Annotated in this window: 21 protein-coding genes and 1 pseudogene; 11 read left to right on the forward strand and 11 right to left on the reverse strand. The window is 69.6% G+C overall.

Going from position 1 to position 20229, the window contains the following annotated elements; genetic code table 11:
• Window positions 1-8 precede the first annotated feature (8 nt).
• Window positions 9-2036 carry a phosphocholine-specific phospholipase C gene (locus tag AC6JBM_RS04285; RefSeq protein WP_497982317.1) on the reverse strand — a complete coding sequence of 676 codons (2028 nt, stop codon included), beginning with the start codon at window positions 2034-2036 and terminating at the stop codon, window positions 9-11.
• 351 nt (window positions 2037-2387) lie between these two features.
• Between AC6JBM_RS04285 and AC6JBM_RS04290 the strand changes: the two genes are divergently transcribed.
• Together AC6JBM_RS04290 and AC6JBM_RS04295 are read left to right on the forward strand one after the other, a co-directional pair.
• Window positions 2388-3596 (forward strand): cytochrome P450, encoded by a 1209-nt coding sequence (locus AC6JBM_RS04290; RefSeq protein ID WP_497982318.1) that lies wholly within the window; start codon window positions 2388-2390, stop codon window positions 3594-3596.
• 147 nt (window positions 3597-3743) lie between these two features.
• Window positions 3744-5162 (forward strand): DUF6745 domain-containing protein, encoded by a 1419-nt coding sequence (locus AC6JBM_RS04295; protein WP_497982319.1) that lies wholly within the window; start codon window positions 3744-3746, stop codon window positions 5160-5162.
• Here AC6JBM_RS04295 and AC6JBM_RS04300 read toward each other — a convergent pair.
• Window positions 5132-5830 carry a hypothetical protein gene (locus tag AC6JBM_RS04300; protein ID WP_497982320.1) on the reverse strand — a complete coding sequence of 233 codons (699 nt, stop codon included), beginning with the start codon at window positions 5828-5830 and terminating at the stop codon, window positions 5132-5134. The two genes, AC6JBM_RS04295 and AC6JBM_RS04300, sit on opposite strands and share 31 nt — an antisense overlap.
• 60 nt (window positions 5831-5890) lie before the next feature.
• On the opposite strand from AC6JBM_RS04300, the gene AC6JBM_RS04305 reads away from it, so the two are divergent.
• Window positions 5891-6160, forward strand: a complete 270-nt coding sequence (locus AC6JBM_RS04305) for a hypothetical protein (protein ID WP_497982321.1) — start codon at window positions 5891-5893, stop codon at window positions 6158-6160.
• Window positions 6161-6192: 32 nt separating this feature from the next.
• On the opposite strand, the gene AC6JBM_RS04310 is transcribed toward AC6JBM_RS04305, so the two are convergent.
• The 4 genes and pseudogenes from AC6JBM_RS04310 to AC6JBM_RS04325 all read right to left on the reverse strand — a co-directional run bounded on the left by AC6JBM_RS04310 (window position 6193) and on the right by AC6JBM_RS04325 (window position 8787).
• Window positions 6193-6672, reverse strand: coding sequence for a site-specific integrase (locus AC6JBM_RS04310; RefSeq protein ID WP_497982322.1), 480 nt, complete (start codon window positions 6670-6672; stop codon window positions 6193-6195).
• Window positions 6673-6726: 54 nt separating this feature from the next.
• Window positions 6727-7176 carry a hypothetical protein gene (locus AC6JBM_RS04315; protein ID WP_497982323.1) on the reverse strand — a complete coding sequence of 150 codons (450 nt, stop codon included), beginning with the start codon at window positions 7174-7176 and terminating at the stop codon, window positions 6727-6729.
• A 159-nt stretch (window positions 7177-7335) separates the two neighbouring features.
• Window positions 7336-7654: pseudogene (locus AC6JBM_RS04320) on the reverse strand (IS1380 family transposase); the annotation flags it as partial.
• Window positions 7655-8613: 959 nt separating this feature from the next.
• A complete protein-coding gene (locus AC6JBM_RS04325; protein WP_497982324.1) occupies window positions 8614-8787 on the reverse strand; it encodes a hypothetical protein in 174 nt (57 codons plus the stop codon).
• Between the two features lie 75 nt (window positions 8788-8862).
• On the opposite strand from AC6JBM_RS04325, the gene AC6JBM_RS04330 reads away from it, so the two are divergent.
• The 3 genes from AC6JBM_RS04330 (at window position 8863) to AC6JBM_RS04340 (ending at window position 10612) form a co-directional block, all read left to right on the forward strand.
• On the forward strand, window positions 8863-9204 hold the full coding sequence (locus AC6JBM_RS04330; protein WP_497982325.1) for a hypothetical protein: 342 nt from the start codon (window positions 8863-8865) through the stop codon (window positions 9202-9204).
• A 36-nt stretch (window positions 9205-9240) separates the two neighbouring features.
• On the forward strand, window positions 9241-9624 hold the full coding sequence (locus AC6JBM_RS04335; RefSeq protein WP_497982326.1) for a hypothetical protein: 384 nt from the start codon (window positions 9241-9243) through the stop codon (window positions 9622-9624).
• A gap of 736 nt (window positions 9625-10360) precedes the next feature.
• Window positions 10361-10612 (forward strand): hypothetical protein, encoded by a 252-nt coding sequence (locus tag AC6JBM_RS04340; RefSeq protein ID WP_497982327.1) that lies wholly within the window; start codon window positions 10361-10363, stop codon window positions 10610-10612.
• Window positions 10613-10798: 186 nt separating this feature from the next.
• Here AC6JBM_RS04340 and AC6JBM_RS04345 read toward each other — a convergent pair whose 3' ends face one another.
• Both AC6JBM_RS04345 and AC6JBM_RS04350 read right to left on the reverse strand, forming a co-directional pair.
• The gene (locus tag AC6JBM_RS04345; RefSeq protein ID WP_497982328.1) at window positions 10799-11773 is read right to left on the reverse strand and encodes a TRM11 family SAM-dependent methyltransferase; all 975 of its coding nucleotides are present in this window, start codon (window positions 11771-11773) and stop codon (window positions 10799-10801) included.
• Entirely contained in the window at window positions 11766-12599 is an 834-nt protein-coding gene (locus AC6JBM_RS04350; protein ID WP_497982329.1) for a hypothetical protein, read from the reverse strand. Before AC6JBM_RS04350 ends, AC6JBM_RS04345 begins: the two co-directional genes overlap by 8 nt.
• A gap of 1638 nt (window positions 12600-14237) precedes the next feature.
• Here AC6JBM_RS04350 and AC6JBM_RS04355 point away from each other — a divergent pair.
• On the forward strand, window positions 14238-14528 hold the full coding sequence (locus tag AC6JBM_RS04355; RefSeq protein WP_497982330.1) for a hypothetical protein: 291 nt from the start codon (window positions 14238-14240) through the stop codon (window positions 14526-14528).
• A 72-nt stretch (window positions 14529-14600) separates the two neighbouring features.
• On the opposite strand, the gene AC6JBM_RS04360 is transcribed toward AC6JBM_RS04355, so the two are convergent.
• Entirely contained in the window at window positions 14601-15248 is a 648-nt protein-coding gene (locus AC6JBM_RS04360; RefSeq protein WP_497982331.1) for a transposase, read from the reverse strand.
• 189 nt (window positions 15249-15437) lie between these two features.
• Here AC6JBM_RS04360 and AC6JBM_RS04365 point away from each other — a divergent pair, with 189 nt between their 5' ends.
• Window positions 15438-15860, forward strand: a complete 423-nt coding sequence (locus AC6JBM_RS04365; protein ID WP_497979915.1) for a hypothetical protein — start codon at window positions 15438-15440, stop codon at window positions 15858-15860.
• 311 nt (window positions 15861-16171) lie between these two features.
• On the opposite strand, the gene AC6JBM_RS04370 is transcribed toward AC6JBM_RS04365, so the two are convergent.
• Window positions 16172-16561: a hypothetical protein gene (locus tag AC6JBM_RS04370; protein ID WP_497979916.1), complete on the reverse strand. Its 390-nt coding sequence runs from the start codon at window positions 16559-16561 to the stop codon at window positions 16172-16174.
• A 235-nt stretch (window positions 16562-16796) separates the two neighbouring features.
• Window positions 16797-17237, reverse strand: coding sequence for a hypothetical protein (locus tag AC6JBM_RS04375; RefSeq protein WP_497982332.1), 441 nt, complete (start codon window positions 17235-17237; stop codon window positions 16797-16799).
• 612 nt (window positions 17238-17849) lie between these two features.
• On the opposite strand from AC6JBM_RS04375, the gene AC6JBM_RS04380 reads away from it, so the two are divergent.
• From AC6JBM_RS04380 to AC6JBM_RS04390, 3 genes are all read left to right on the forward strand, one after another.
• Window positions 17850-18755, forward strand: a complete 906-nt coding sequence (locus AC6JBM_RS04380; RefSeq protein ID WP_497982333.1) for a hypothetical protein — start codon at window positions 17850-17852, stop codon at window positions 18753-18755.
• 240 nt (window positions 18756-18995) lie between these two features.
• Window positions 18996-19328 carry a hypothetical protein gene (locus AC6JBM_RS04385; RefSeq protein ID WP_497982334.1) on the forward strand — a complete coding sequence of 111 codons (333 nt, stop codon included), beginning with the start codon at window positions 18996-18998 and terminating at the stop codon, window positions 19326-19328.
• A gap of 544 nt (window positions 19329-19872) precedes the next feature.
• On the forward strand, window positions 19873-20229 hold the full coding sequence (locus AC6JBM_RS04390) for a pilin (protein WP_497982335.1): 357 nt from the start codon (window positions 19873-19875) through the stop codon (window positions 20227-20229).

A 20229-nucleotide genomic window follows, 5' to 3' on the forward strand; every position in this document is an offset into this window, starting at 1 on the left:
GTCGATGGTCATCCCGATACGCTGGGCGTCCCGGTCTCGATGTGGCCGGTGAAGCGCTGCGACCAGGCCGCGTCGACGTTGACGGTGATCGTGAAGTCGTACCACCCGTTGTTGTACGCAACGGCGTTGAACCAGTCCTCCACGGTTTGCCCGGCACCCACCGGATAGGTCCAGGGGCCGTCCGTGCGGTACTGGTTCGACGTGATGGTGAAGGTCATCGCCGAGGCCGATGTGTTCTTCATCCGGAACCAGATCGCCTGCTTGCCGGTGTTGGCCGCCACCGCGTAGTAGCTGCTGACGAAGGCGTCCTTGCCGGCGGTGGTGGCGTTGCCGGCGAAACGGCGCAGGAAGCGGTTCGGGCCGGCCATGCTCAGGTCGTACTGGCCTGAGCCGTAGCCTGATCCGACGTTGAAGAAGTCGGTTGCGGTGCCGCCGGCGTCGACCGTGTACTGCCAGGGGTCGCGGTTGCGGTACGCGTTGGGGTGGATCGAGAAATGGACCGCCCGCGCCGCCCCGGCGCCCTGGTTCACCATCTGGAACCAGGCGAGGATCTTGCCGCCGGCGCCGAACTCGAGCCGGTCGAGGTATCCGTTGGGCTGATAGGGCAGGGCTCTGGCCGGCCGGGTGCCGGGCTCCTGTGCGGGCAGGGCGTTGGTGCCCGGGGACGGGTTGGGCAGCGTCTTGCAGTAGGCGTGGGTGATCACGCTGGTGGCGGGCAGTTGCGGCAGCCCGTACACGGGCGAGGCGAAGTCGAAGACGCCGGTGAGGTCGCCGGTCACCTTTCGGCGCCATGCGCTGATGTTGGGGCATGTCGCCGGCCTGCCGAGCGCCGCGGTCCACCGTTCCAGGAACCGGATGACGGAGGTGTGGTCGAAGACCTCCGAGCTCACCCAGCCACCGCGGGTCCACGGCGAGATCACCAGCATGGGCACGCGGAAGCCGAGCCCGATCGGTACGCCGCCGAGGAACTCCTCAGCGGTGCCGCTCGGGGGAACCGGCGGCGGCACGTGGTCGAAGCAGCCGTCGTTCTCGTCGTAGTTGAGGAACAGTACGGTCGAGTTGAAGACGCCCGCGTCGGCGTTGAGGGCCTGGATCACGAGGTTGACGAAGTGCGCGCCGTCGCCGGGCGGGGCGGATGGGTGCTCGGAGAACGCCTCGTTGGCGACCACCCAGGAGACCTGGGGGAGCGTGCCGTTGACGACGTCGGCCCTGATGGCGTCGGCGATCGCCTCGTGCGTGGGCTTCGTGCCGGGCACCGAGGCCATGCCGCGATCGTGCAGGGGGTTGCCGGGCGAGGCGCTCGTGAACTGCTGGAAGTAGGCCAGGCCGTTGTCGCCGAAGTTGTCGCTCGAACGCTGGTAGACCTTCCAGGTCACCCCGGCGTTCTGCAGCGCCTCGGCGTAGGTCTGCCAGGTCAGCCCCGACTCGTCGCCGCCGTCCTTGCTGCCGGCGTCGACTTTGCCGCTCCAGAGAAAGGTGCGGTTGGGTCCCGTCGCGCTCAGCGTCGAACAGAAGTAGGCGTCGCAGATGGTGTACTTGTCGGCGAGCGCGTAGTGAAACGGGATGTCGTTCCGGTCGAGGTAGCCCATCGTGCGGACGTTGCCGACTCCGGAGATCCAGTTGTCGAGTTTGCCGGTGCTCCACGCCGCGTGCTGCGATGACCAGCTGTGCGCGAGCTGCCCGTTGCACTGAGCCATGTCGTCGGGGTCCGCGCCGCCCGCGGGAAGGGTGCTGCTCATCTTCCACGGGTACTGCCACCCGGTGCCGTTGGGCTGGCGGAAGATCGAGCCGCCGGTGCTGGTCGTGACGGTGCTGCGGTCGCCGAAGCCGCGCACTCCCTTCAAGGTCCCGAAGTAGTGGTCGAAGCTGCGGTTCTCCTGCATCAGGATGACCACGTGCCGCACATCGGTGATCGTGCCCGTGGTCGCTGCGGCGGCCTCGGCCGGCGGGCCGGTCTGGATTCCCGGCGCCACCACCGCGCCCGCGGCGGCGCTTGCGGACAGCGTGACGAAGCTTCTGCGGCTAAGCCGTCCCATATGAGGTCTCCTTCGGGGTGAGGGGGTGCTGGAAACCCCTGGTCGGGTCAGCTGACGGCGAGGACGGCCAGAACCAAATGCGGGCGTCTACGCATCTGGTCTCCGGGAGGATGGAGTTTGACGATCAACGATGGCAGACGTATCGAGACTGGGCAATGCGCGCGGGGCTCGAACCTCTCCGGGACGCGACCATTGCCGGTCGGCCGGCCCGGAACCGCCGCCCCCGTAGCACCGCAGGCAGCCGGCCGGAGGAGGTCGCCTGAACGGCCGGTTTGGCGCCGGGGCGGCCGGGTAGGCCGTGCGAGCGGCGAGCGGCCCGTGACCCCGACACACGCGGGAGTGTGATGCGCCATGCCGACCTTCACCCTGTCCGACCTGCACGCGTGGCTGGAGCAGTCGCGCCGGCGCGGTCCGGCGTACTACGACGACGAGCGGCGGTGCTGCACCGTACTCGGTCACCCCGAGATCGTCGCGGTGCTCGCCGACACCGCGACGTTCTCCTCCGACCTCGGCGACCTGCTCCCCCAGCAGGAGGACCTGGACCTGTTCCAGCGCGGCAACTTCGTGCGGATGGACCCACCCCGGCACGACACCCTGCGCCGCCTGGTCGGCCAGGCGTTCACCCCGAGGACGGTGGCCGGCCTGGAGCCCCGCATCGCCGAGGTGACGACCGGGCTGCTGGACCGGCGGGCCGGCGAGCGGCGCATCGACCTCATCGAGGACCTCGCCTATCCGCTGCCGGTGATCGTGATCGCCGAGCTGCTCGGCATCCCCGCGGCGGACCGCCCGCTGTTTCGCACCTGGGCCGATCGCCTGTTCGAGCGCTCCGACGCCGGCCCCGACGACTCGCCGGCCGCGCTGACCGGCAAGGAAGCGGTGGAGGCGATCGCACCGGCGCTGCGGGAGATGAACGCCTACCTGCTGGCGCACATCCGCGCCCGCCGGGCCGACCCGGGCGAGGACCTGATCAGCCGGCTCGTGCTCGCCGAGGCCGACGGCACCCGCCTGTCGGACGAGGAGATCGTCGGGTTCGCCGGGCTCCTGCTGCTCGCCGGGCACATCACCACGACGGCGACCCTGGGCAACACGGTGCTGTGCCTCGACGCGCACCCGGACGCCGCCGCCGAGGTGCGGGCCGACCGGTCGCTGCTGCCGGGGGCGATCGAGGAGGTCGTGCGGCTGTACACGCCCTTCCCGCGGCTGGCCCGGCGGGCGACCACCGACGCCACGGTGGGTGAGACCGCCGTCCCGGCCGGCGCGGTGGTCGTCACCTGGCTCGCGGCCGCCAACCGCGACGAGCGGGTCTTCGCCGACCCGACCCGGTTCGACCCGCGCCGGGCGCCCAACCCCCACCTCGGCTTCGGCCACGGGCTGCACTTCTGCCTCGGCGCCCCGCTGGCCCGGCTGGAGGCGCGGATCGCCATGGAGATCCTGCTGGACCGGTACGGCGACATCGCCGTCGACGCCACCGAACCCGCCGAGTTCCGCAACCCGTGGGTGATGGTCAGCCCGACCAGGCTGCCGGTGGCCCTGACGGCCCGGCGGACCGCCGCCGCGTGACCCGGCCGGCCCGGGCACCGGGGGGACCCGCGGCGCCGACACCGGCCGCAGTACCGCCCTGCTCCTGATCAGCGTGGACGGGCGCGTGACATCGACAGCGGACGGTATCGTGATGCTGCACACCTCGTACCGGAACGGGGGGCCGCCATGCGGGATAGGGTCGACGCACTTACCGATGCGCAGCGCGACACATTCGCGCCGTACGTGCGGGACTGGATCGAACGGGGCACGGACTGCGCACCGCTGGATGACGCCGGACGGGCCGAGGTGGTGGCCGGCATCCGCCGCTGCTACGAGGCGGCCGGGCTGCCGTGGCACGGCAACGTCGTCTGGGTCGGCTCGCCCGTTGTCGGCGCGGCGGCCGTGGCGCAGGCCGTGGTCCGGATCGAGCGATTTCGAAACCCGCCGCCGCCCCCGACGAGGCCCGCGCCCCGGCGGCGCCGTGTGGGCGAGATCGTCCGGATCGGCGCCGCAATCGGCGTCGTGGCCGGGTTCCTCGCCGCCGCGCTCGCCGGCACCTGGTCGGGGGTCGCCGTCTACGCCGGCCTGGCCGGTGCGCCGGCCATCGTGGGCGCGATCGTCGGCGGCCTCTTCGCTGTCGTCGCGGTGGTGGGCTCGAACTCGCGCAGCAAGGCCGGCCCGAGCGTGGGCGTCGCGCTGCTGGGGCTCGTCGGGACCGTGGTCTTCACCCTGGAGGGCGCGTCGATCGGCGCCTGGCTCAGCGGCGTGCAGACCGGCTTGGGCAGCTGGTTCGGGCCCGCGGCGGGGGCCGGGCTGCGCTGGGGCCCGGCCGCGGCGGTGGCCGGCGCTGTCGTCGCGGCGGTGGTGGCGGCGTGCACCCGGGTCGTGGTGCCCGAGCCGCCGCGCCCGCCGGCGCCCGAGCCGGCCCTCGACCGCACCGCCGAGCGGATCTGGGACGCGGTGCCGAAGGCGGTCCGCGTCGCGGTCGACACCGCGACCGGCGACGCCGTGCGCGACGAGGTCGCACGCGCGGCCCACGACCCGGTCCGGGTCGCCCTGCGCGGCCTGCACAGCACGACTGAGAGCGTCGTCAACGCGAGTCTGGATGACGACGACGACGTGCCGCTCGGCGCCGACGAGCGGCTGCTGCGCCAGACCGTCGTCGGCGTCGCTGATCGTCTGGTGACCGCCGTCGCCGGACCGGCCCAGTCCGACACACCGGGCTTCGTGAAGACGCCGCGCCTGGCCGAGTCCTTCAGCCCGCACGTCGGCGGCGCCTACGCGGCCAGCCTGCTCGCCGGCCCGCTCTGGCTTCGCGAGCATGCCGGCCTGCGGCTGCCCGGCAACCTGTGGGAGCTCGCCGACGCTTACACGGACGCCGGCCGCGCCGGATGGTGGTGGCCGAACGCGGACTTCGTCGTCATCAGCGAATGCCCACTGGAGATGTCCATCGTGGAATCCGACGACCATCTCCCGCAGCTGCACCGCGAGGACGGCCCGGCCCTGCGCTGGTCCGACGGGGTCACCGCCTGGTGCACGCACGGCCGGGCGGCCGACCCGCCGGACCGGATCGACTACGCCAGCGGGGCACTGACCGGGACCTGAAGGTGCCCCGCGGCATCGGGACGACCGTCTACGGTCGGCGTACGGTGCCCCGTCCTGCCCCGTCCTGCCCCGCCGGCGACCCGCCGCACAGCAGGAACTTGCCGCTCAGCGTGTTCGTGGGGATGGCGCAGCCGAGGTTGTACTGGCCGGTGTCCCGCAGCGTGTAGACCATGTTGATCTGCACGTTCGGCCCGCGGTACAGCCGGCGAAGTCCATGTGCCCGTGCCACCAGCATGAGCTGTTGACGGCCCGGCAGCCGTTGTTCGCCTGGGAGCAGCCGAACTGCGTGTCGCAGAAGTCGTACAGACCGGGTACTTGTAGGCCTGGCTGAACTGGCCGCCCTTGTTCTGCGGCGTCTCGACCCACCCCATGATCCGCTCGGGGGAGCTCCAGCGGTTCGGCGCCTCCGCGTCGGCCAAGGTGTCGCGCAGGAAGCCGTCGCGGCCGGTGCTGTAGTCCGGGTTGGCCGGGTTGTTCAGCCAGCCCAGGCCGAAGTGGCCGCCGCTGCCGGGCAGGTTGCGCTGGTCGTACGGGTGCAGTCCGCTGTTGTACGCCCAAAGCGCGATGAACCGGTGCTCGATGGAGTCGGCGTTGTCGTTGTTCAGCGTGTCCTTGTACGGGTCGGGCTCGGCGTGCAGCTGGTTCCACTTGCTGACCAGGATGTTCACGCTCGCCGCGATGTCGGCCTCCCGCCACCCCGCCTTGGCATTAACGTACATTCGCTGGGCGTGAACGGGTACATCACCATGACCCGCAAGGCCGTCGAACAGGTCGTCGCCGGCTGTGCCGGGCCGGCGTTGCGGGGCGACGAGCCGAAGCGGGTCACCGACTTCCTGGCCGGCCACGCCCAGCCCGACACGACGCCTTCGTGCTCCCCGGCCTTCAACGGCACCTGCCCCCGCACGTCGGACCACCAGACCGACCTCGGGCGCTTCCAGCTCGTGGTCCGCACCGGGCCCGAGAACGTCAGCATGTGGCTGGTCGGCCACAAATCCTGAGCGGCGTCGCGCTGCCGATCACGGCGACAACCTCACCGGCGGCCACGCTTGAATCGCCGACCGCTGCCATCCGGGCCGGTCTCGCCTCGAGTACGTGGAACGCCCGTGTGGTCGTCCATCGCTACGAGCACCCGCCGCGTGCTTGGTATCCGCCGCGGCTTGCTGACCTTTAGCGCCGGATTCTCGCCCTCGGACAGCGACCCGTCAGCGACGGCCGGCCGGTACAGGCACCGCAGCGCGGCGATCAGATTCTCCGCCGAGCCGTGCCCACCAGGGGCGTTGCGCCGCTGGACCCGGTTGGCCTTGACGTGCTCGGCCAGCCGCTCGATATCCGACGCCTGGATCTCGTCGATCCGCCCCTGCGACCAGTGCTCAAGGACCCGGTTCCAGTACGTGTTGTACGCCTTGCGACTGCCGTCACCGACCTCCTCCCGCACGACCGGGATGTACTCGGCGAACCTCGGCGCCGCCGGCCGCCCGGCGCCGGCGAGATCCGCGGGGGAGATGCCCATCCGCGCCCAGCAGTAGCCGAGCGGCTTGCAACTCTGCTGGTCCTGCTGCGGCGGTCACGACGCGTCTTCGAGAAGGATCGCGTGCAGCTGCTCGACCATCGCGTCGATGGCCTCCGGCGGGTGCACGACAACCATGTTCCGGTCCGGGTCGCCGGCGAGCAGAATCCGGTCACCAGGCCGCAGACCGCACCACCGCCGGACCGCGACCGGAATCAGCAGGTGCCCGGTCCGGCTGATCTGGAACACGCCCTGCTCGTCCAGGCCGGCAACGATCAGGCGACCCTGCTCGCGGACGTGCAGCCGCGTGCCGGCCACCCCACCCGAGAGCCCGACGACCGACGTTTCCGCGGCCCGGCCGCGGTTGTCGATCGTGGAGACGGCGTAGTGCCACGAACGGGACCGTCCCTCGGCCAGCTCGGCGAGGGGGAGCGGCGGCCGGGCGAGCGGACGGCGCGGCTCACCGTCCGCGGATGACGGGATGAGAGGTGCGATCGGCCGCGTCACGACGCGCCTTCGCGGGTGTGCAGAGATGCGTATGGCGAGTGTCCAGTGCCACTTGAACACTCGCCAGCAGGTATGCCACAAAAGTGTGTCGAAGGTCCGAGTCTAACCCGAACTACATGATCGTCGTCCGCGAGGAGTTGCAATTGATCTGAGCGGAAGCGCAGCGGCCAGTCGATGCAGCGCCGCGGCGTCCATGCTGGACAGCAGTCGCCACGCAGTGGAGTCGGACGCCGACCGGCCCGAACAACGCCGCCTGATCCCGCAGCACGGCCAGGTCCGAGATCGTTTCCCCGCCGTCGGCGAGCGTCGCCGCCAGGTCAACCGCGATCCGGCCAGGGTCATGGCCGCCACGGCGCTGCCGCAACCCGGCAAGCACGTCACTGCACGCGCCGGTCAGCCCGGTCACATCGGCGACGTCGGTGAGCGGGCGCGCACCGGCATGACCGACGACACCACGACCGTCGGCGGACACCACGATCCTTGGACGCGTTCAGGTACGCTTCACCATGCAAGTGCCCTCCGGGCGGGATGGATATGACCCTCGACAATTCCTATCTTCCCAGCTCAGACGGCACCTGTTCCCATTCGACCCAGCATGTGGGCAGCAACCTTTAACGATTGACCCGGGCTCATAGTGCTTTGTGGCGTGTTGCGATCCCGGTGGGTCGATGACGACCAGTGACACCGTCGAGCAGGCCCGTGGCGGGTACGCGTTGCGATCCCCGACGGGAGCGATGACGACCCGCGGCACACCTACGCCGACAGCGTCGACCTCGCGTTGCGATCTCCGGTGGAGGGCGATGACGACTGGTCGAAGAGGCGACCATGCACGCCGTGTACGACGTGTTGCGATCCCCGGTGGGGGCGATCGGGACCTGGTTGGTGCTCACAGTGACCCAGGCGGTGACGGCTAGGACGGGGAGGGCGGCGACAAACGCCCAGCAGGGAGTGGCCATTCCTCGTGGCGGCGATGAGACCGCGGAAATGCACCAGCAGGGATAGACGGACAGTATCTGGACAAGCTGGACCACTAGTTCTGTAATCGCGGAAGCACGGGCCACTACGAAAACCGGAAGGGGGACTGTCAGGCACCCACGAGGACCTCGACCAGCTCGCCGGCGCTGTACTCGAAAGCACCGCGTACCTCGGCAACGGCGGCCCGGTCGACAGTTCGACGATCACCTCGTACTGGGTTTCGCCGGCCACGGCAACGCGCGCCCGGACCGATCTGCCCGCGCTGACAGCCAACTGGGTCGCCCCCGTCGAGACGTTCAAACGGCAGGCTGTCACCGGCAGCGGCGCGACGACCTGGCGCTACAGCGAAACCGACACCAGCTACGACACCAATGCCGCCAGCGCGACCTACGCTTCCCCGCTCCTCGAGTACACCCATACCGTCCCAGCAAACACCGCCTACGACCGGTGCACCCGCACCACCTACGCCCCGCCGAACACGACCGCGAACCTTGTCGCCCTACCCGCCGAGGTCGAGGTCGACGCCGTCGCCCGCGGCAGCTTCACCCAAGGAACCAAGCCCTCGATCCCCGGGGCGATGAACACACTCACCGCGCCGAGCTCGGTGAGTCGGCCCGCCCAGGTCATCTCGAACATCCGGACCTTCTACGACGATCCAACGTTCAGCGAGACTTCCCGCAGACAGTCGCACCATCCAAGGGCGATCCGACGATGGTCCACCAGGCCGACGACTACACCGCCGGCGCGTTCCACTACCAGAGCGCCAGCAAGACAACGTATGACCCGGTCGGACGCGTTAAGACCATCACCGATGCCAACGGCAACCTGGCCTCGACGGACTACACCACGAACGCTGTCGGCCTGGTCGTCAGCACCACCGCCACCAACCCGCTCCTGCAAACGTCGGCAACCACGTTCGCCACCAGAATCCCCGATGGGCAGCCGCACATCCACGTCAACGACCAGCCCTGGGCTGATCCAGGTATGGCATTTGAACATGAAATTTTGATTGAGGGAACCATTAGTGGCGTGCCAAGAGAGATCAGTCGATAACGGGCCGGTGGCATCGTGAATAGAAGACCAACTAGCATGTCGAAGGGCGAGCTACTTGCTCTGATTTCTTCTTCGCCACCAATTCCGGAATGTCAAACCGACAAACTGTTGGAATTTGTCGAGGAAATGACTTCGCCCAGCGTGGATGTCGGTTGGCCGAACGCACACAACCTGAGGGATATCTGGCAGTACCGCTACGCAGCATCCGACCTCTGGAGAACCTTCGACGGGTGGCAGTCATTCTTTCGCGTTCTTGAGTCGGAAGGTGGTGTCGTAGGGCTGATAGGGTTACGAACCGTGGAGCCGGTTAAGTACTGGTATAGATTGATTATCAATGAGGGAGTCGACCAAATTCTTGCGGCACTTTCGAGGCGGGTCAATTTCGTCGGTGAGAGCGGTGAGTCGAACCAAGAGTCGTAATGGCAGGCTGCGGGCTCGCAAGCTTACCGATTGAAGGTGCCCAATCGCGGTCGGCGCGAGTAACTGTTCAGGTGGTTCCGGGTAGCCAGGCCCGTCCGTTGTGGAGACCGGTGAGTGCGTCGAGGGCGTTGATGCTGTGTTTACGGGCGGTGGAGAGGTAGCTGCGGATGGCGCAGAAGGTCTCGGCTCCGGCCCAGGTGCGTAGCCCGCCGCTGATCTTCTGGCGGAGTTTCCGCCGGGGATCGCAACAGCGAACCGTCGAGTTCAAAGTCCTCGCCGCTCCTGTCGTCATCGCCCCCACCGGGGATCGCAACATGACGAGCGCCAGCTGGACGGGCGCGGCAGGCTTGGCGTCGTCATCGTCCCCAGCGGGGATCGCAACCGTTCGTGCTCGAGCTTCACGTTCGCGGCCCGGTTGTGGTTGTCGCCCCCAGGCCAGGTGCTTACGTAGGGGCGGCGTCAGGAATCCGCCTCGCACTTCGGACGATTGGGCGGTGAAGACGTATCGCCATGTACCGACGGTCGTGGGGCCCGGTCGCGTGCTGCGCTGAGGATCTTAAGCATTGCGCGCGCGGCGGATGGCGTGATCACGGGCGGCTCATCTGGGGGGATGAGCATGAGATGCCGTGGGCCAGATATCGAGCTGTCGTTGCGAGTGTCGATGTGCTGACGCGGTTCGGTCGTGTCGTCGTCGGTAGTTGCGGCGTCGCGATCGGGAACTCTATTCACGCTTACCATGACCCAACTGGGCGCCAAACTTGGTATGCACCGCTTGAAAGACGCCCAATCAGACCCAACGAACCCAACCGGCTGGGGCTTGAGCCTCGTCGGCCGAGCCTCGCGTCTGGTAAGCCGGTCGGCCGTGCTACGCCTGCCGCTGAAGCCCGTCAACGATCATAGCGAACAGCGCCTGGACCGCCTGCTGGCGTTGCTGCTCGGTATTCGGGGCCTGGTATCCGGTTGGGTCAGCGTCAGCCGCAGCACCTGATGGCTTCCGGGGTTGGCTGGTCCGCGGCCGGCACGGGCGGGCGGCGACGGTAGCGCGACTCGCGTGGCGCGGTCGACTTCGAGCGGTGCCGCTTATGCCTCTCACCGGCGCGGGCCGCCGTGGCTTTTCGGGCGGTGCCGCGGTGCGGCGGCTGTGGTACGGCGCTTTCATTCCGGCCGCCGAGGGTTAGTAAGGTGCCTTGAACAGTGCGATGTCGTCGTGCTGGATGAGGCTAACCGGGGAGCCTTTGCGGCGGCTGGCCCGGGCCACGTGTAGCTGGAAGAACGAGTGGTGCGCGACGAGTCGGCCGTCGCGGACTGCGGCGTGGACCGCGCGGCGGCACGCGATGAGCTCCAGGCCGGCGGCCAGACCGGTCTGGATGGTCTGGCCGGGCAGGTCGACCAGGAAGTGGTCGCGTCGCCAGGGCCGGGCGACCACAGCGATGATTCCGCCGGGTTTGAGTAGCGGGATGCAACCGGCCAGGACGGCGGTGATGCCGTCGAGGAGGGCGGCGCGTCCACGGTGGGCCAGGTTGGCCGGGTCCGGCTCTTCGTGTGCGGCGGCCTTGCCGCCACGGCCCAGGCCGGGGGAGTACTTGCTGTAGGTGTTGTGGAAGCGGGTTAGCGGCCCGCGGCGGTGCTCGACCCGCCCGTGCATGGTCTTGCCGTACGGCGGTGAGGTGAGCACCAGGCTGATCTGGCCACGCAGTTCGCCGGGCACGCCGCGGGGCAGGCCGGCAGCGTCGCCGCGCAGGATCCGGCCGTGGCCGGTACCGCCCTGGCGGCGGGCTAGGTCGATGTTGGCTTGGGCCAGGGCCGCCCAGCCGGGCTCGTACTCCATGCCGAGGGCGTCACGGCCGGCGTGGATGGCCTCGACCAGGGTGGTGCCGGTTCCCGCGAGGGGGCCGAAGACGAGCTCGCCGGGCTGGGTGTAGCCGCGGATCAGGGTGGCGGCCAGGTCCGGTGCCATCCGGGCCGGGTGCGCCCCGGACCCGGCGACGAACCGGCCGCGGCGCTGCCGGGCCAGGCTGCGCCGCCCGACCAGGATCACCGACAGCAACGGTGACTGGTTGCCCGGTGCCGGCGTGTCGCCGCAGCAGGGCGACACGCCAGCGCCGGTCGTGGCGGGTGCTGCGACATGCGGCTCGGTGCGCTCAGCCATGGCGGCCACCCCGAGCGACGAACACGAACAGATCGAGGTGGACCTTGAGGTGCGTGGCGGCGCGCAGCATCGCCGGGTCGGCCGGTGCCGTCCGCCAGGTGATGCGCTGGCCAACGATCGGGGCAGTGATCGCGACGATGTGCTGCAGCCAGCCCAGGCCGGCCTGGTGCGCCGCCGGGATGAGTGCGCTGCTGTGCTCGACGAACGTCTGGTCGGGAGGTAGCCCGGCCAGCGCGACGATGGTGCAGCCATCCGGGCTCATCAGCCGGCGGCAGGCGCCGAACATGGCGATCAGGCTCTCCCGGCGCACCCCGCCTGGCTGGTTGACCGGGGGCCAGGGCAGCACGATCAGCGCGACCGTGCCGGCGGCCTGGTCGAGACCGGCGAGCTGGTCGGAGTGGGCCACGCTGCGGTAGCCGCGCCCGCCGGCGCCGGCCGCGCCGGCCAGGGCCAGGTCGTGGCCAACCGACACGATCGTGTCGCCGGGGCGAGTGTGCACGCCGACCAGCAGCGCGGCCAGCCGCGGACTCAAGGCGTCGGCACGGCGGTGGCCCCAGCGGACGTCGACGTCCGCGACGCGCCACACCGCGAGCGGCACCGGCGGGTCACCGGGGACGACGTCGATGTCTCCGCTCGCGATCAGTTCGGACAACGCAAGCGGATCACCCACGGCGCCCGCGACGTCGCCGGTATTCGGGGCAGGGTCGGGCGGGGTGGCAGGGTGATGCGGGGCGTTCGGGTCAGGACCTTCGTGGTCGAGGCGGTCGTCGTCGTCAGTTATGGGCGGGTGTGGGTCCCGCGCCGGGCGGCTTGTGTTCACGCCCACCCATGGCCCAACTGGACCCCGGCCCGCAGCGCTCGGCCGGGAACGGCGCCCAACCGGCAGCCAACTAACCCTCGCAGCATCCAACTGCGCGGGGTGCCGACACCGAACGAGGTTGGGCGAGAACGGCGACCGCGAACCACCTACGCAGTCCGGTGCCCAACCGGATGCTGGTTGGGTACCCAACCAGCCAGCCCCGGACTCGACGCCCACCCAACGGCGTCCGGTCCAGTTGGGTGGCCACCGGTCGGCCGGGCGCGCCCGAGGCGGTCCGGTCGAAGGCGTCGGCCCGCCCGCGGTGGGCCGTCAGCCTCAACGAGCACCCGGCGGATTGCGGCGACGCGTGCCCTCGGCATACCGGTACCAGGCCAGGAGCGGTGCGGTGCCCGCCGGTACCGCTCGCCCTCCCCGTCACCGGTCGCACCGATGCCGGGAGTCGCCAACCGGCACCGATGACCGGCCCCCTCACCGTCCGGTATCGCGCGCGGTGCCCACCGCCGGCGCCGGGCGCAGGCCCGGTCACGCCCGGTGGTACCGGACCGGTCGGCGATCAAACCGTGTGCCAACCCGAGGTCTTCGCACCGGGACAGCGACCACTGGCAGTCACGAATACGCCGTCTTGGCTGCGGCATCTGGTCAGCGGCAGCCACGCACATCGCCACGGCCGGCGAGACCGGTCACCTTGCCGTGGCGGTCCCGGCCCCGTCGTAGCCAGGGCAGACACCGCGTGCCGACATCAGCACACCGGCGGCCGAAGCTGGCTGACACACCGCACCAGCACCGCGCTTCGTTGACCACGACGGTCGCCGTGCGTGTCAGGCCTCGGTGTCGGCGTTGCCTGGCGCGACCGGTACACGGCGGCGGCCGCCGGTAGCGCACCGGACACTGATCGCCGGTACCGGCCGGCGCGCCCATCCACTGCCCTGTAGCGGTCACCGATACCGCACCGGGCACCACCGGTGCCGCTGCGGATGGCCGCCGGGTATCGCACCGGTTGCGCATGCCCGCCGCGCCGGTACCAGCCCCCGGGCCACCGATACCGGCGGCGGTCCGCCTCCTGCCGCGGGCGGCGTATCGGTGGGCCAGGGTAGGGCGGCGCACGCGTTCGTTGCGACTGGGGTACCGGGCGTCGGCATGTCCACGCCCGCCGAGCCGCCGCCCGCCTGGGCTACCACACGTTAGCGTCGACGCCGACGCGCCCTGTGCGTGTTGTGCATCGACGCGCGGGCCGGCCCGTGACCCTACCGCTGGCCTGCGCGTACTGACTGGCCGCTCACCGCTGGTCGGGAATCCACGTCGCTTGGCCGAGATCATTGCTGAGGCCGGCGACGCGGGCACCGACGTCGCTGCCTATGCGGCCGGGCTGCCACCTTGCGGGCCGGTTCGACGTAATGCCCTCGGCAACGACCGGCCCCGGATGCAACGGCCGGAGCGCGGCCCCGGTTTTCGACCGGGTCGGCGCCGCCGTCGCCGAGGAGCTGGTGCCGGCCGCGGCGGCGAGGGCGCGTCGTTGCCGATGTCCCTGCTGACGCGTCACCGCACGGGTCAGGAACGGCGTCCGTGATTTCGTTCGTGAGAACGAGGTTCTGGCGCACACATTGTGATTGATCTTGCTGAGGTGGGTTCGATACGGTGGGTCCGGTGATCGATCTTCAGGTCCGGGACGAGTCTGGGCGTGTTCTGGAGCATGCGTCAGGTTTGGAGTGGACCCAGGAGTTGATCGATGTTGACAGTTCGGTGTTTCCGATGCTCGCCGGGCTCTGTGCATACCTCGACACGGTGTTCAACCAGCGGCAGCTTCCGCTGTTGCTGGACGAGTTGGAGCGGTTGCCGGTCGGCGTGATCCCTGAGCAGGCTCGTGTTGAGATCCGCAGGCTCGCCGCGATGGTAGAGCAGGGATCTCACCGGTACCTGTGGTTCTGCGGAGACTGATCGACGCCACAGCTTTCACGGGGCGAGCAGGACACGCTTACGTAGCAGGTCGAAACCGGCCCGGCCGTACATCTATCGTTTGATCATCTTGATGCGGTTGACGTTGCCCTCGACCGGTCCGGAACTGAACGGCAGGGTGAGGCCGGCGGTCACGGCCTCCAGGTCTGCCGTCAGACCGGTGGCGAACTTCGTCATGCCGGGCAATGCCGCTGCTTCGGCTTCGGTGATCCACGCACTGAGCCGTTGACCGCGCAGGCGGGTGAGCATGTCGGCGAACGACCGCACCAGCCCGGCGGCGGCGCGCAGTTCCGGACACCGCTCGAGGATCGCCTGCAGTTGCTCGGTGTCGCGGTCGGGCAGGTCGTCAGGGCGTCGGCAGATCCACCCGGTCACCTGCCGCACTGAGGGCGGTCGCCGCACCGATGTCAGGTCGGGTCTGCTGCGGTACTGCTCGACGAACTTGCGGATGATCGCGTAGCTGCCGGCGAAACCCTGAGCGCGGATCTCGCGGTGCAACATGCTGGCCTTGAGGCAGCCCTCGTTGATGCGCTGGATCAGGTACGGCTTGAACGGGTCGACCAGACTCGGCCGGGCCTTCTGCCCGACCATCATTTCCTGCCAGGTTGCGGCGTGGGCGTACTGCGACACGGTGCGGTGGTTCCAGCCCAGGTGCCGGGCGATCTGCCGGAACCCGGCGCCCTGCGCCAGCAGTTCATGCACGAGGGCGTGGTGGGCGCGGCGACGTTCGGCCATCGCCCCGGTGGGCTCGGCCGTCGGAGCTGGCCCGGGTTGCTCGGCAGGAGCTTCGCGGGGCTCGTCGGGCTCATCGAGGCAGGCCCTGTGCTGGGCCACGCAGCGTTCCGCGCTCTGTCGCGGGACTGCGTACGGCCGGTGCCTACGATGGCGTCCGTGAGCGAGGAGCTGATCGTCGGGCACGAGTTGGTCACACCGTGCCCACGATGCGGTGCGCTGTTGCGTGGTGAGCTCAGCGAGGCGGTCGACGGGGACCGGCTGGTCTGGTCGACCTCTTGGCTGTGTGACGGATGTGGCGACCGGCTCGAAAGCTGTGACTGGGGCACGCTGCCCGACGACTACCGCCGGCTGTTGCTCGACCGCGACGGCGTCGGCCGGCTCGGGGTCGATCCCGGCAGCGGCCGCCCGTTGCGATTGGCGATCCTGCGGGTGCTGCGACGCTACGGCGCGACGCTCACAGAGGCGAGCGACACGTACGCCCGCCTGACCGGCCCAGGCGTGATCGGTACCCGAGCCGAAGTGCTCCTGCTCGCCAAACGCCTGGACGCGACCGGAGTGCAGACGCAGCTGGATTCGTAGGAACGTCGAGGGCGGCGCACTCGAGAGCGCTGCCTCCGCCCCGCGGCGATCACGAGTTCCTTGGATGGCCGATGTACTGAAATGACCCGGCAAATCGTCGACCCCGCCGCGAGGTCCTACCGGTGTGCCCTCCCCGACCCGTGGTACAGGACGGATACGACCGTGCTCCATCACGTTTCCGCTCTGCCGCCGTTGGTGCGCGATGGCAGCCGGAGTTCGTCATCGGCGTTGACGGGCCTCGGCGAGTGTCGCCGCCTCGCCGGAGTGCCAATGAGCGGACGCCCATCAAAGATCAGTGCAGAACGACCTCGTCAGGGGAGTGCGACGTCGAACCCGTCCATCTCGTCCCATAACACTCCGTCGAGATCAGCCACGAACGTCGTGGCGCACGCCATCAGCAGCGCGGGGTCAGCGGCGCCTGATGTGATAACCGTCGCGATCGACTTCGTGGCCGACAACCCGGCCGGAGCATCAGGCATGGCGGTAACGGCCGCGGCGACCCGTGCTGCATCGGCGTCAACGAGCATGTACAACGACGCCCCGGTGGACGCCTCGATGTCGAACTCCCGAATGTCGGGCTGGGACGGGTACTGGCGGAAGCCCGCGCCCGGATAGCGCGCCAGGATGCCACCTTGCACCACTGCCGCGACCGCGGACGCATCGCCGGCCCGTCGGCAGTAACACTTCATTTCATAGGCCATGTCGCTGCCCTCTCGTGACACCTACAAGCTTCAGGCCGGACTTCGCCGCAACTCGAGCCCGGTAGCACGGCTTCATCTTCATAACGGATGGCATTGGGCGGATGGCCGACCGGACAGGTGCGATCGTGGCAACGATGCGACCGAAACCAATCTTGGCTTCCGCTTCTGCCGCGGATGTCGTGCATCGGCCCAACAGCGCGCATCACAGTGAGTGACGGAAAGCCGAAGTGTTCGTTTATGCGCGGTCCAGCATGCCCATGTCACCGGTGCGGAGCATCCACTCGACCGGCGATCCGATCCGGCCGCACGCGGTACACCGTTCAACGACCGCAACGGACCGTATACCGCCCACCTCATCGGCGTACATCGAATACCCGACGGCGACGTTGAACAGCTCTTCTTCGCACGTGCAGACGGATATGTACGCGCTGTCGTCGTCCCAATAGTCCTCGCTGTCCAAGAGATAGTGCTGGTCCCTGCAGGAGCGGCAGATACGCTTCCGCACCCGTTCTTGCCCGGCGCCCTGCACCTCGAACACAGCCGCTCCGCACCCGCTGCAGATGCTGTGCCGAACCTCGTGGACCGGGTACCCGTCCGCTCCGTTGATCAGCAGAACCTCTGCGAGATCGTCCGCAGCGTCGCCGACATACCATCCGTCCTCGAACCGCAGATTCATGATCGCAATCTACGCCCGATCAAGTACCACGGGCGGGCCCTTCGCGGCTGTCGGCACTGCTTGATCAGCTGCACGGACATGCCGCAGAGAACGCTCGTCCGGCTCTTGGCCGCTCGTCACCTTGCGTGAGCGGCAGGCTTACCTCGGCGGCGGGTGAACGACGCAACCTGGGTGGAGTCAAACTCGCGAACATCGAGATCGGCAAGATCCCGCTGATGCCCAAACTCAGCGACATCTGGTGCCAAAACCACACTCAGCAACAAAGCCGGCGTCGACGACATCCTGCGTGCACACAGTTGACCCGGTTGGGCTGGGGCTACCCAACGGACCCAACAGGTCGGCGTTGAGCTGCGCATACGCTGCCCGCGGTGCGGCCAGCGTGGCCATTGTCCGAAGACCTTCCAGCCGGTGACGGTCGCCCAGGCAGACGCGGTCTGAGCTGGACCCAACCGCCTAACTGGCGACCCGATTCGTCACCACGGTCATGGTCCGGTTCGATGATTGCTGGTTGGCCAACCGGTTGGGTTGGCGTGCGCCCATGGACGGCGTCTCGCGCCTGACCCGGTCGTTTCGCGGCCCGGCAGGCGTCTCGCCTGACACGGGAGTACACCAATGCCCACGCAACTGTCCTGGCCGCAGTCCCTACGGCGGCCCCGGCCGCGCCGTCGGCCGCAGAGTCGGCCCTGGCCGAACACCCCGCTCGACGCCGCGCAGCGCGCGTTCGACCTGCTTGTCTGCCCGCCCGCGCCGCTGGCCTTCGACGGGCGGGGCTTCACCGGGCTGCCCGACCGGATCCTGCCCCTCGACGAGTTGAAGAAGCTGCTCATCGCCGACGCGACCCCCCGCCCGGTCCGTGACGAGGTGTGGCGGGAACTGGTCGTGCGGGCTCGCCGGGACGGCCCGGCCTGGGTGATCGCTGCGGTCGGTATCGCCATGCCGGGGCTGCGCCGCACGGCCGGCATGCTGGCCAGGGGCTGGCCCGGTGACTCCAGCGACCGCGACAGCGAGCTGCTGACCGGGTTCGTGGACCGGTTGCGCAGCATCGACCTGTCCGACAGCCGCATCGCCGGGAAGCTGATCGACGCCGGCGCCCGGGCGGTCAAGATAGCCCGGGAACGGGAAGCGGAGTCCGACGTGATTCGGGTGCACGCCACCTGGTCGCTGCCGCCGCAGCAGCCCTGGGACCACCCGGATTGGGTGCTGACCCGCGCGGTCGCCCAGGCGGTCATCGACCCGGACGAGTACCGGTTGATCGCTGGCACGCGCTTGGACCAGGTCGCGTTGGCGACGGTGGCCGACAAGCTCGGCATCAGCGTTGCCCTGGCTGCGGCGTGGCGGCGCAAGGCCGAACTGCGATTGGCGGGCGCGATCCGCGCGGGGGAGCTCGACTGGGTGCCGCTGGTGCCGCTGATGAAGGGCAGCCCGGACCCGCAGGCTCTCGGCGACCTGTCGATGGACGACCCGTCCGGCGACGACGGCGGCGGTGTGTCGGCCGCCACCAGCGCGGCAAGCCGATGAGCCCGGGGCGTGCCATGCCACCGGCATCCACGCAGCCAGCCGTCCCGTCTGCCTTCCGCACCGGGAGGCCGCAGTTCGGGCGGCCGGGTCCGTTCCCTGTCGTCGTCGTGCGACCGGCCACCGTCACGTTGCCCAGCTATCTGCGCCGGCACCGGCGGTGCCGGCGCGCTGCCAATCAGCTGGCCGCCGTGTTGACGGAACAGTGCCGCGCCCGGGCGCAGCCTCGACGGCGGCTGCTGGGTGAACCTCGACGACCCGCAGGATTTGCTCTGTCTCCCCGAGCGGCACGTGGTGCGCGACCTCATTCGGCAGGCCCGGGTCTTGGCCGCCGCCCCGCCACCGGGCACCGTGCGCATCGGCCGGGACCGGCAGGGCCGTCCGGTTGTGGTGGTGCTGCACGGCCTGCATTGGAGTCTGGTGCTGCGCGGCGCGGACCCCTCTCCGGCGGTGTGGGCGTTCCTTGGCCCCGCGGGCCGGCACAGCTTCTGCTGCTGCGGGGTGGGCGAGCGTAGCGTCGAGTGGGACGAGATGACCCGCGATGTGTACGCCACCCTGAGCGGTGGCATCGGCTGACGCCGACCCGGCCTCGGCGAGCCACCCACACGGCACACCCTCCGGTTGCACGACTGCGGCGGGGCGACGACTGCTCCACGGGTCGTCGCCCCGCCCTTGTTGTGTTCGGGCCCGGCAGATCGTGTGCGGGTCGGCTGCAGGTATCTGCCGATGGCGGCCGCGGTCTCTGGGCGACACGTCGACCAATCCAACTGCACCGTTGTTGGTGGGCGCCGCGGACCGCTGCGCGCGGGCGACCAGGGTCCGGTTGGGTCAGTTGGGTGCCCTCGCCGGCGCGGGTGCTGGGTTGGGCACCCAACTGAGGCCCTTGGTGGGCAAGGAATCGCCACCGACCCCTGATGTTCCGACCGGGGCCCGCGCGGTTCCTGCGCCACCACAGGGCGTGCGCGGGGCCAGCCGGCCGAGACGGGCGGGTCACCCCCCGTTGCCAGTCATAGCCGGGCAGAAGCAGAGCTTCCACGGCCCCTGCCGCTCCTGCGGTGACGCCTCCCATCCGCTCGTCGCGAACGCCCCACACCGCTGGGGCGGGAGGTGTGAGGCACCCATGCACCGCAAACCCAACCCCCGCACCGTTATCCGGCGCGCGGCGACGATCGTCGCGGCCACGGTCCCAGCACTGCTGGTCACGGCCGCCCCCGCGTGGGCCGCCGGCAGCGTCCCTCTTGCGGTCAACGACCTGCCCACGGTCATCAGCAATATCACCACCTGGATCACCGGCATCATCGCCGCGGTCGCCACCCTGTTCCTGACCATCGGTGGCGCCCAGTACCTGATGGCTGGCGGCGACCCCGCCCAGGTCGAGCGGGCCAAAGGCTCACTCAAGAGCGCGGGGATCGGCTACGCCCTCGCCCTGTTGGCTCCGGTGATCCTGACCATCCTGCGCAACATCCTGGGCGGCTGA

This window comes from Dactylosporangium thailandense, assembly GCF_059739745.1.

What these genes read in the sequence shown, in the direction of transcription:
- AC6JBM_RS04285 (WP_497982317.1), bottom strand. Translation starts at nt 2,036, where the DNA reads ATGGGACGGCTTAGCCGCAGAAGCTTCGTCACGCTGTCCGCAAGCGCC.
- AC6JBM_RS04290 (WP_497982318.1), top strand. Translation starts at nt 2,388, where the DNA reads ATGCCGACCTTCACCCTGTCCGACCTGCACGCGTGGCTGGAGCAGTCG.
- AC6JBM_RS04295 (WP_497982319.1), top strand. Translation starts at nt 3,744, where the DNA reads ATGCGGGATAGGGTCGACGCACTTACCGATGCGCAGCGCGACACATTC.
- AC6JBM_RS04310 (WP_497982322.1), bottom strand. Translation starts at nt 6,672, where the DNA reads ATGGGCATCTCCCCCGCGGATCTCGCCGGCGCCGGGCGGCCGGCGGCG.
- AC6JBM_RS04325 (WP_497982324.1), bottom strand. Translation starts at nt 8,787, where the DNA reads ATGTTCGAGATGACCTGGGCGGGCCGACTCACCGAGCTCGGCGCGGTG.
- AC6JBM_RS04330 (WP_497982325.1), top strand. Translation starts at nt 8,863, where the DNA reads ATGGTCCACCAGGCCGACGACTACACCGCCGGCGCGTTCCACTACCAG.
- AC6JBM_RS04335 (WP_497982326.1), top strand. Translation starts at nt 9,241, where the DNA reads ATGTCGAAGGGCGAGCTACTTGCTCTGATTTCTTCTTCGCCACCAATT.
- AC6JBM_RS04340 (WP_497982327.1), top strand. Translation starts at nt 10,361, where the DNA reads ATGACCCAACTGGGCGCCAAACTTGGTATGCACCGCTTGAAAGACGCC.
- AC6JBM_RS04345 (WP_497982328.1), bottom strand. Translation starts at nt 11,773, where the DNA reads ATGGCTGAGCGCACCGAGCCGCATGTCGCAGCACCCGCCACGACCGGC.
- AC6JBM_RS04370 (WP_497979916.1), bottom strand. Translation starts at nt 16,561, where the DNA reads ATGGCCTATGAAATGAAGTGTTACTGCCGACGGGCCGGCGATGCGTCC.
- AC6JBM_RS04375 (WP_497982332.1), bottom strand. Translation starts at nt 17,237, where the DNA reads ATGAATCTGCGGTTCGAGGACGGATGGTATGTCGGCGACGCTGCGGAC.
- AC6JBM_RS04380 (WP_497982333.1), top strand. Translation starts at nt 17,850, where the DNA reads ATGCCCACGCAACTGTCCTGGCCGCAGTCCCTACGGCGGCCCCGGCCG.
- AC6JBM_RS04390 (WP_497982335.1), top strand. Translation starts at nt 19,873, where the DNA reads ATGCACCGCAAACCCAACCCCCGCACCGTTATCCGGCGCGCGGCGACG.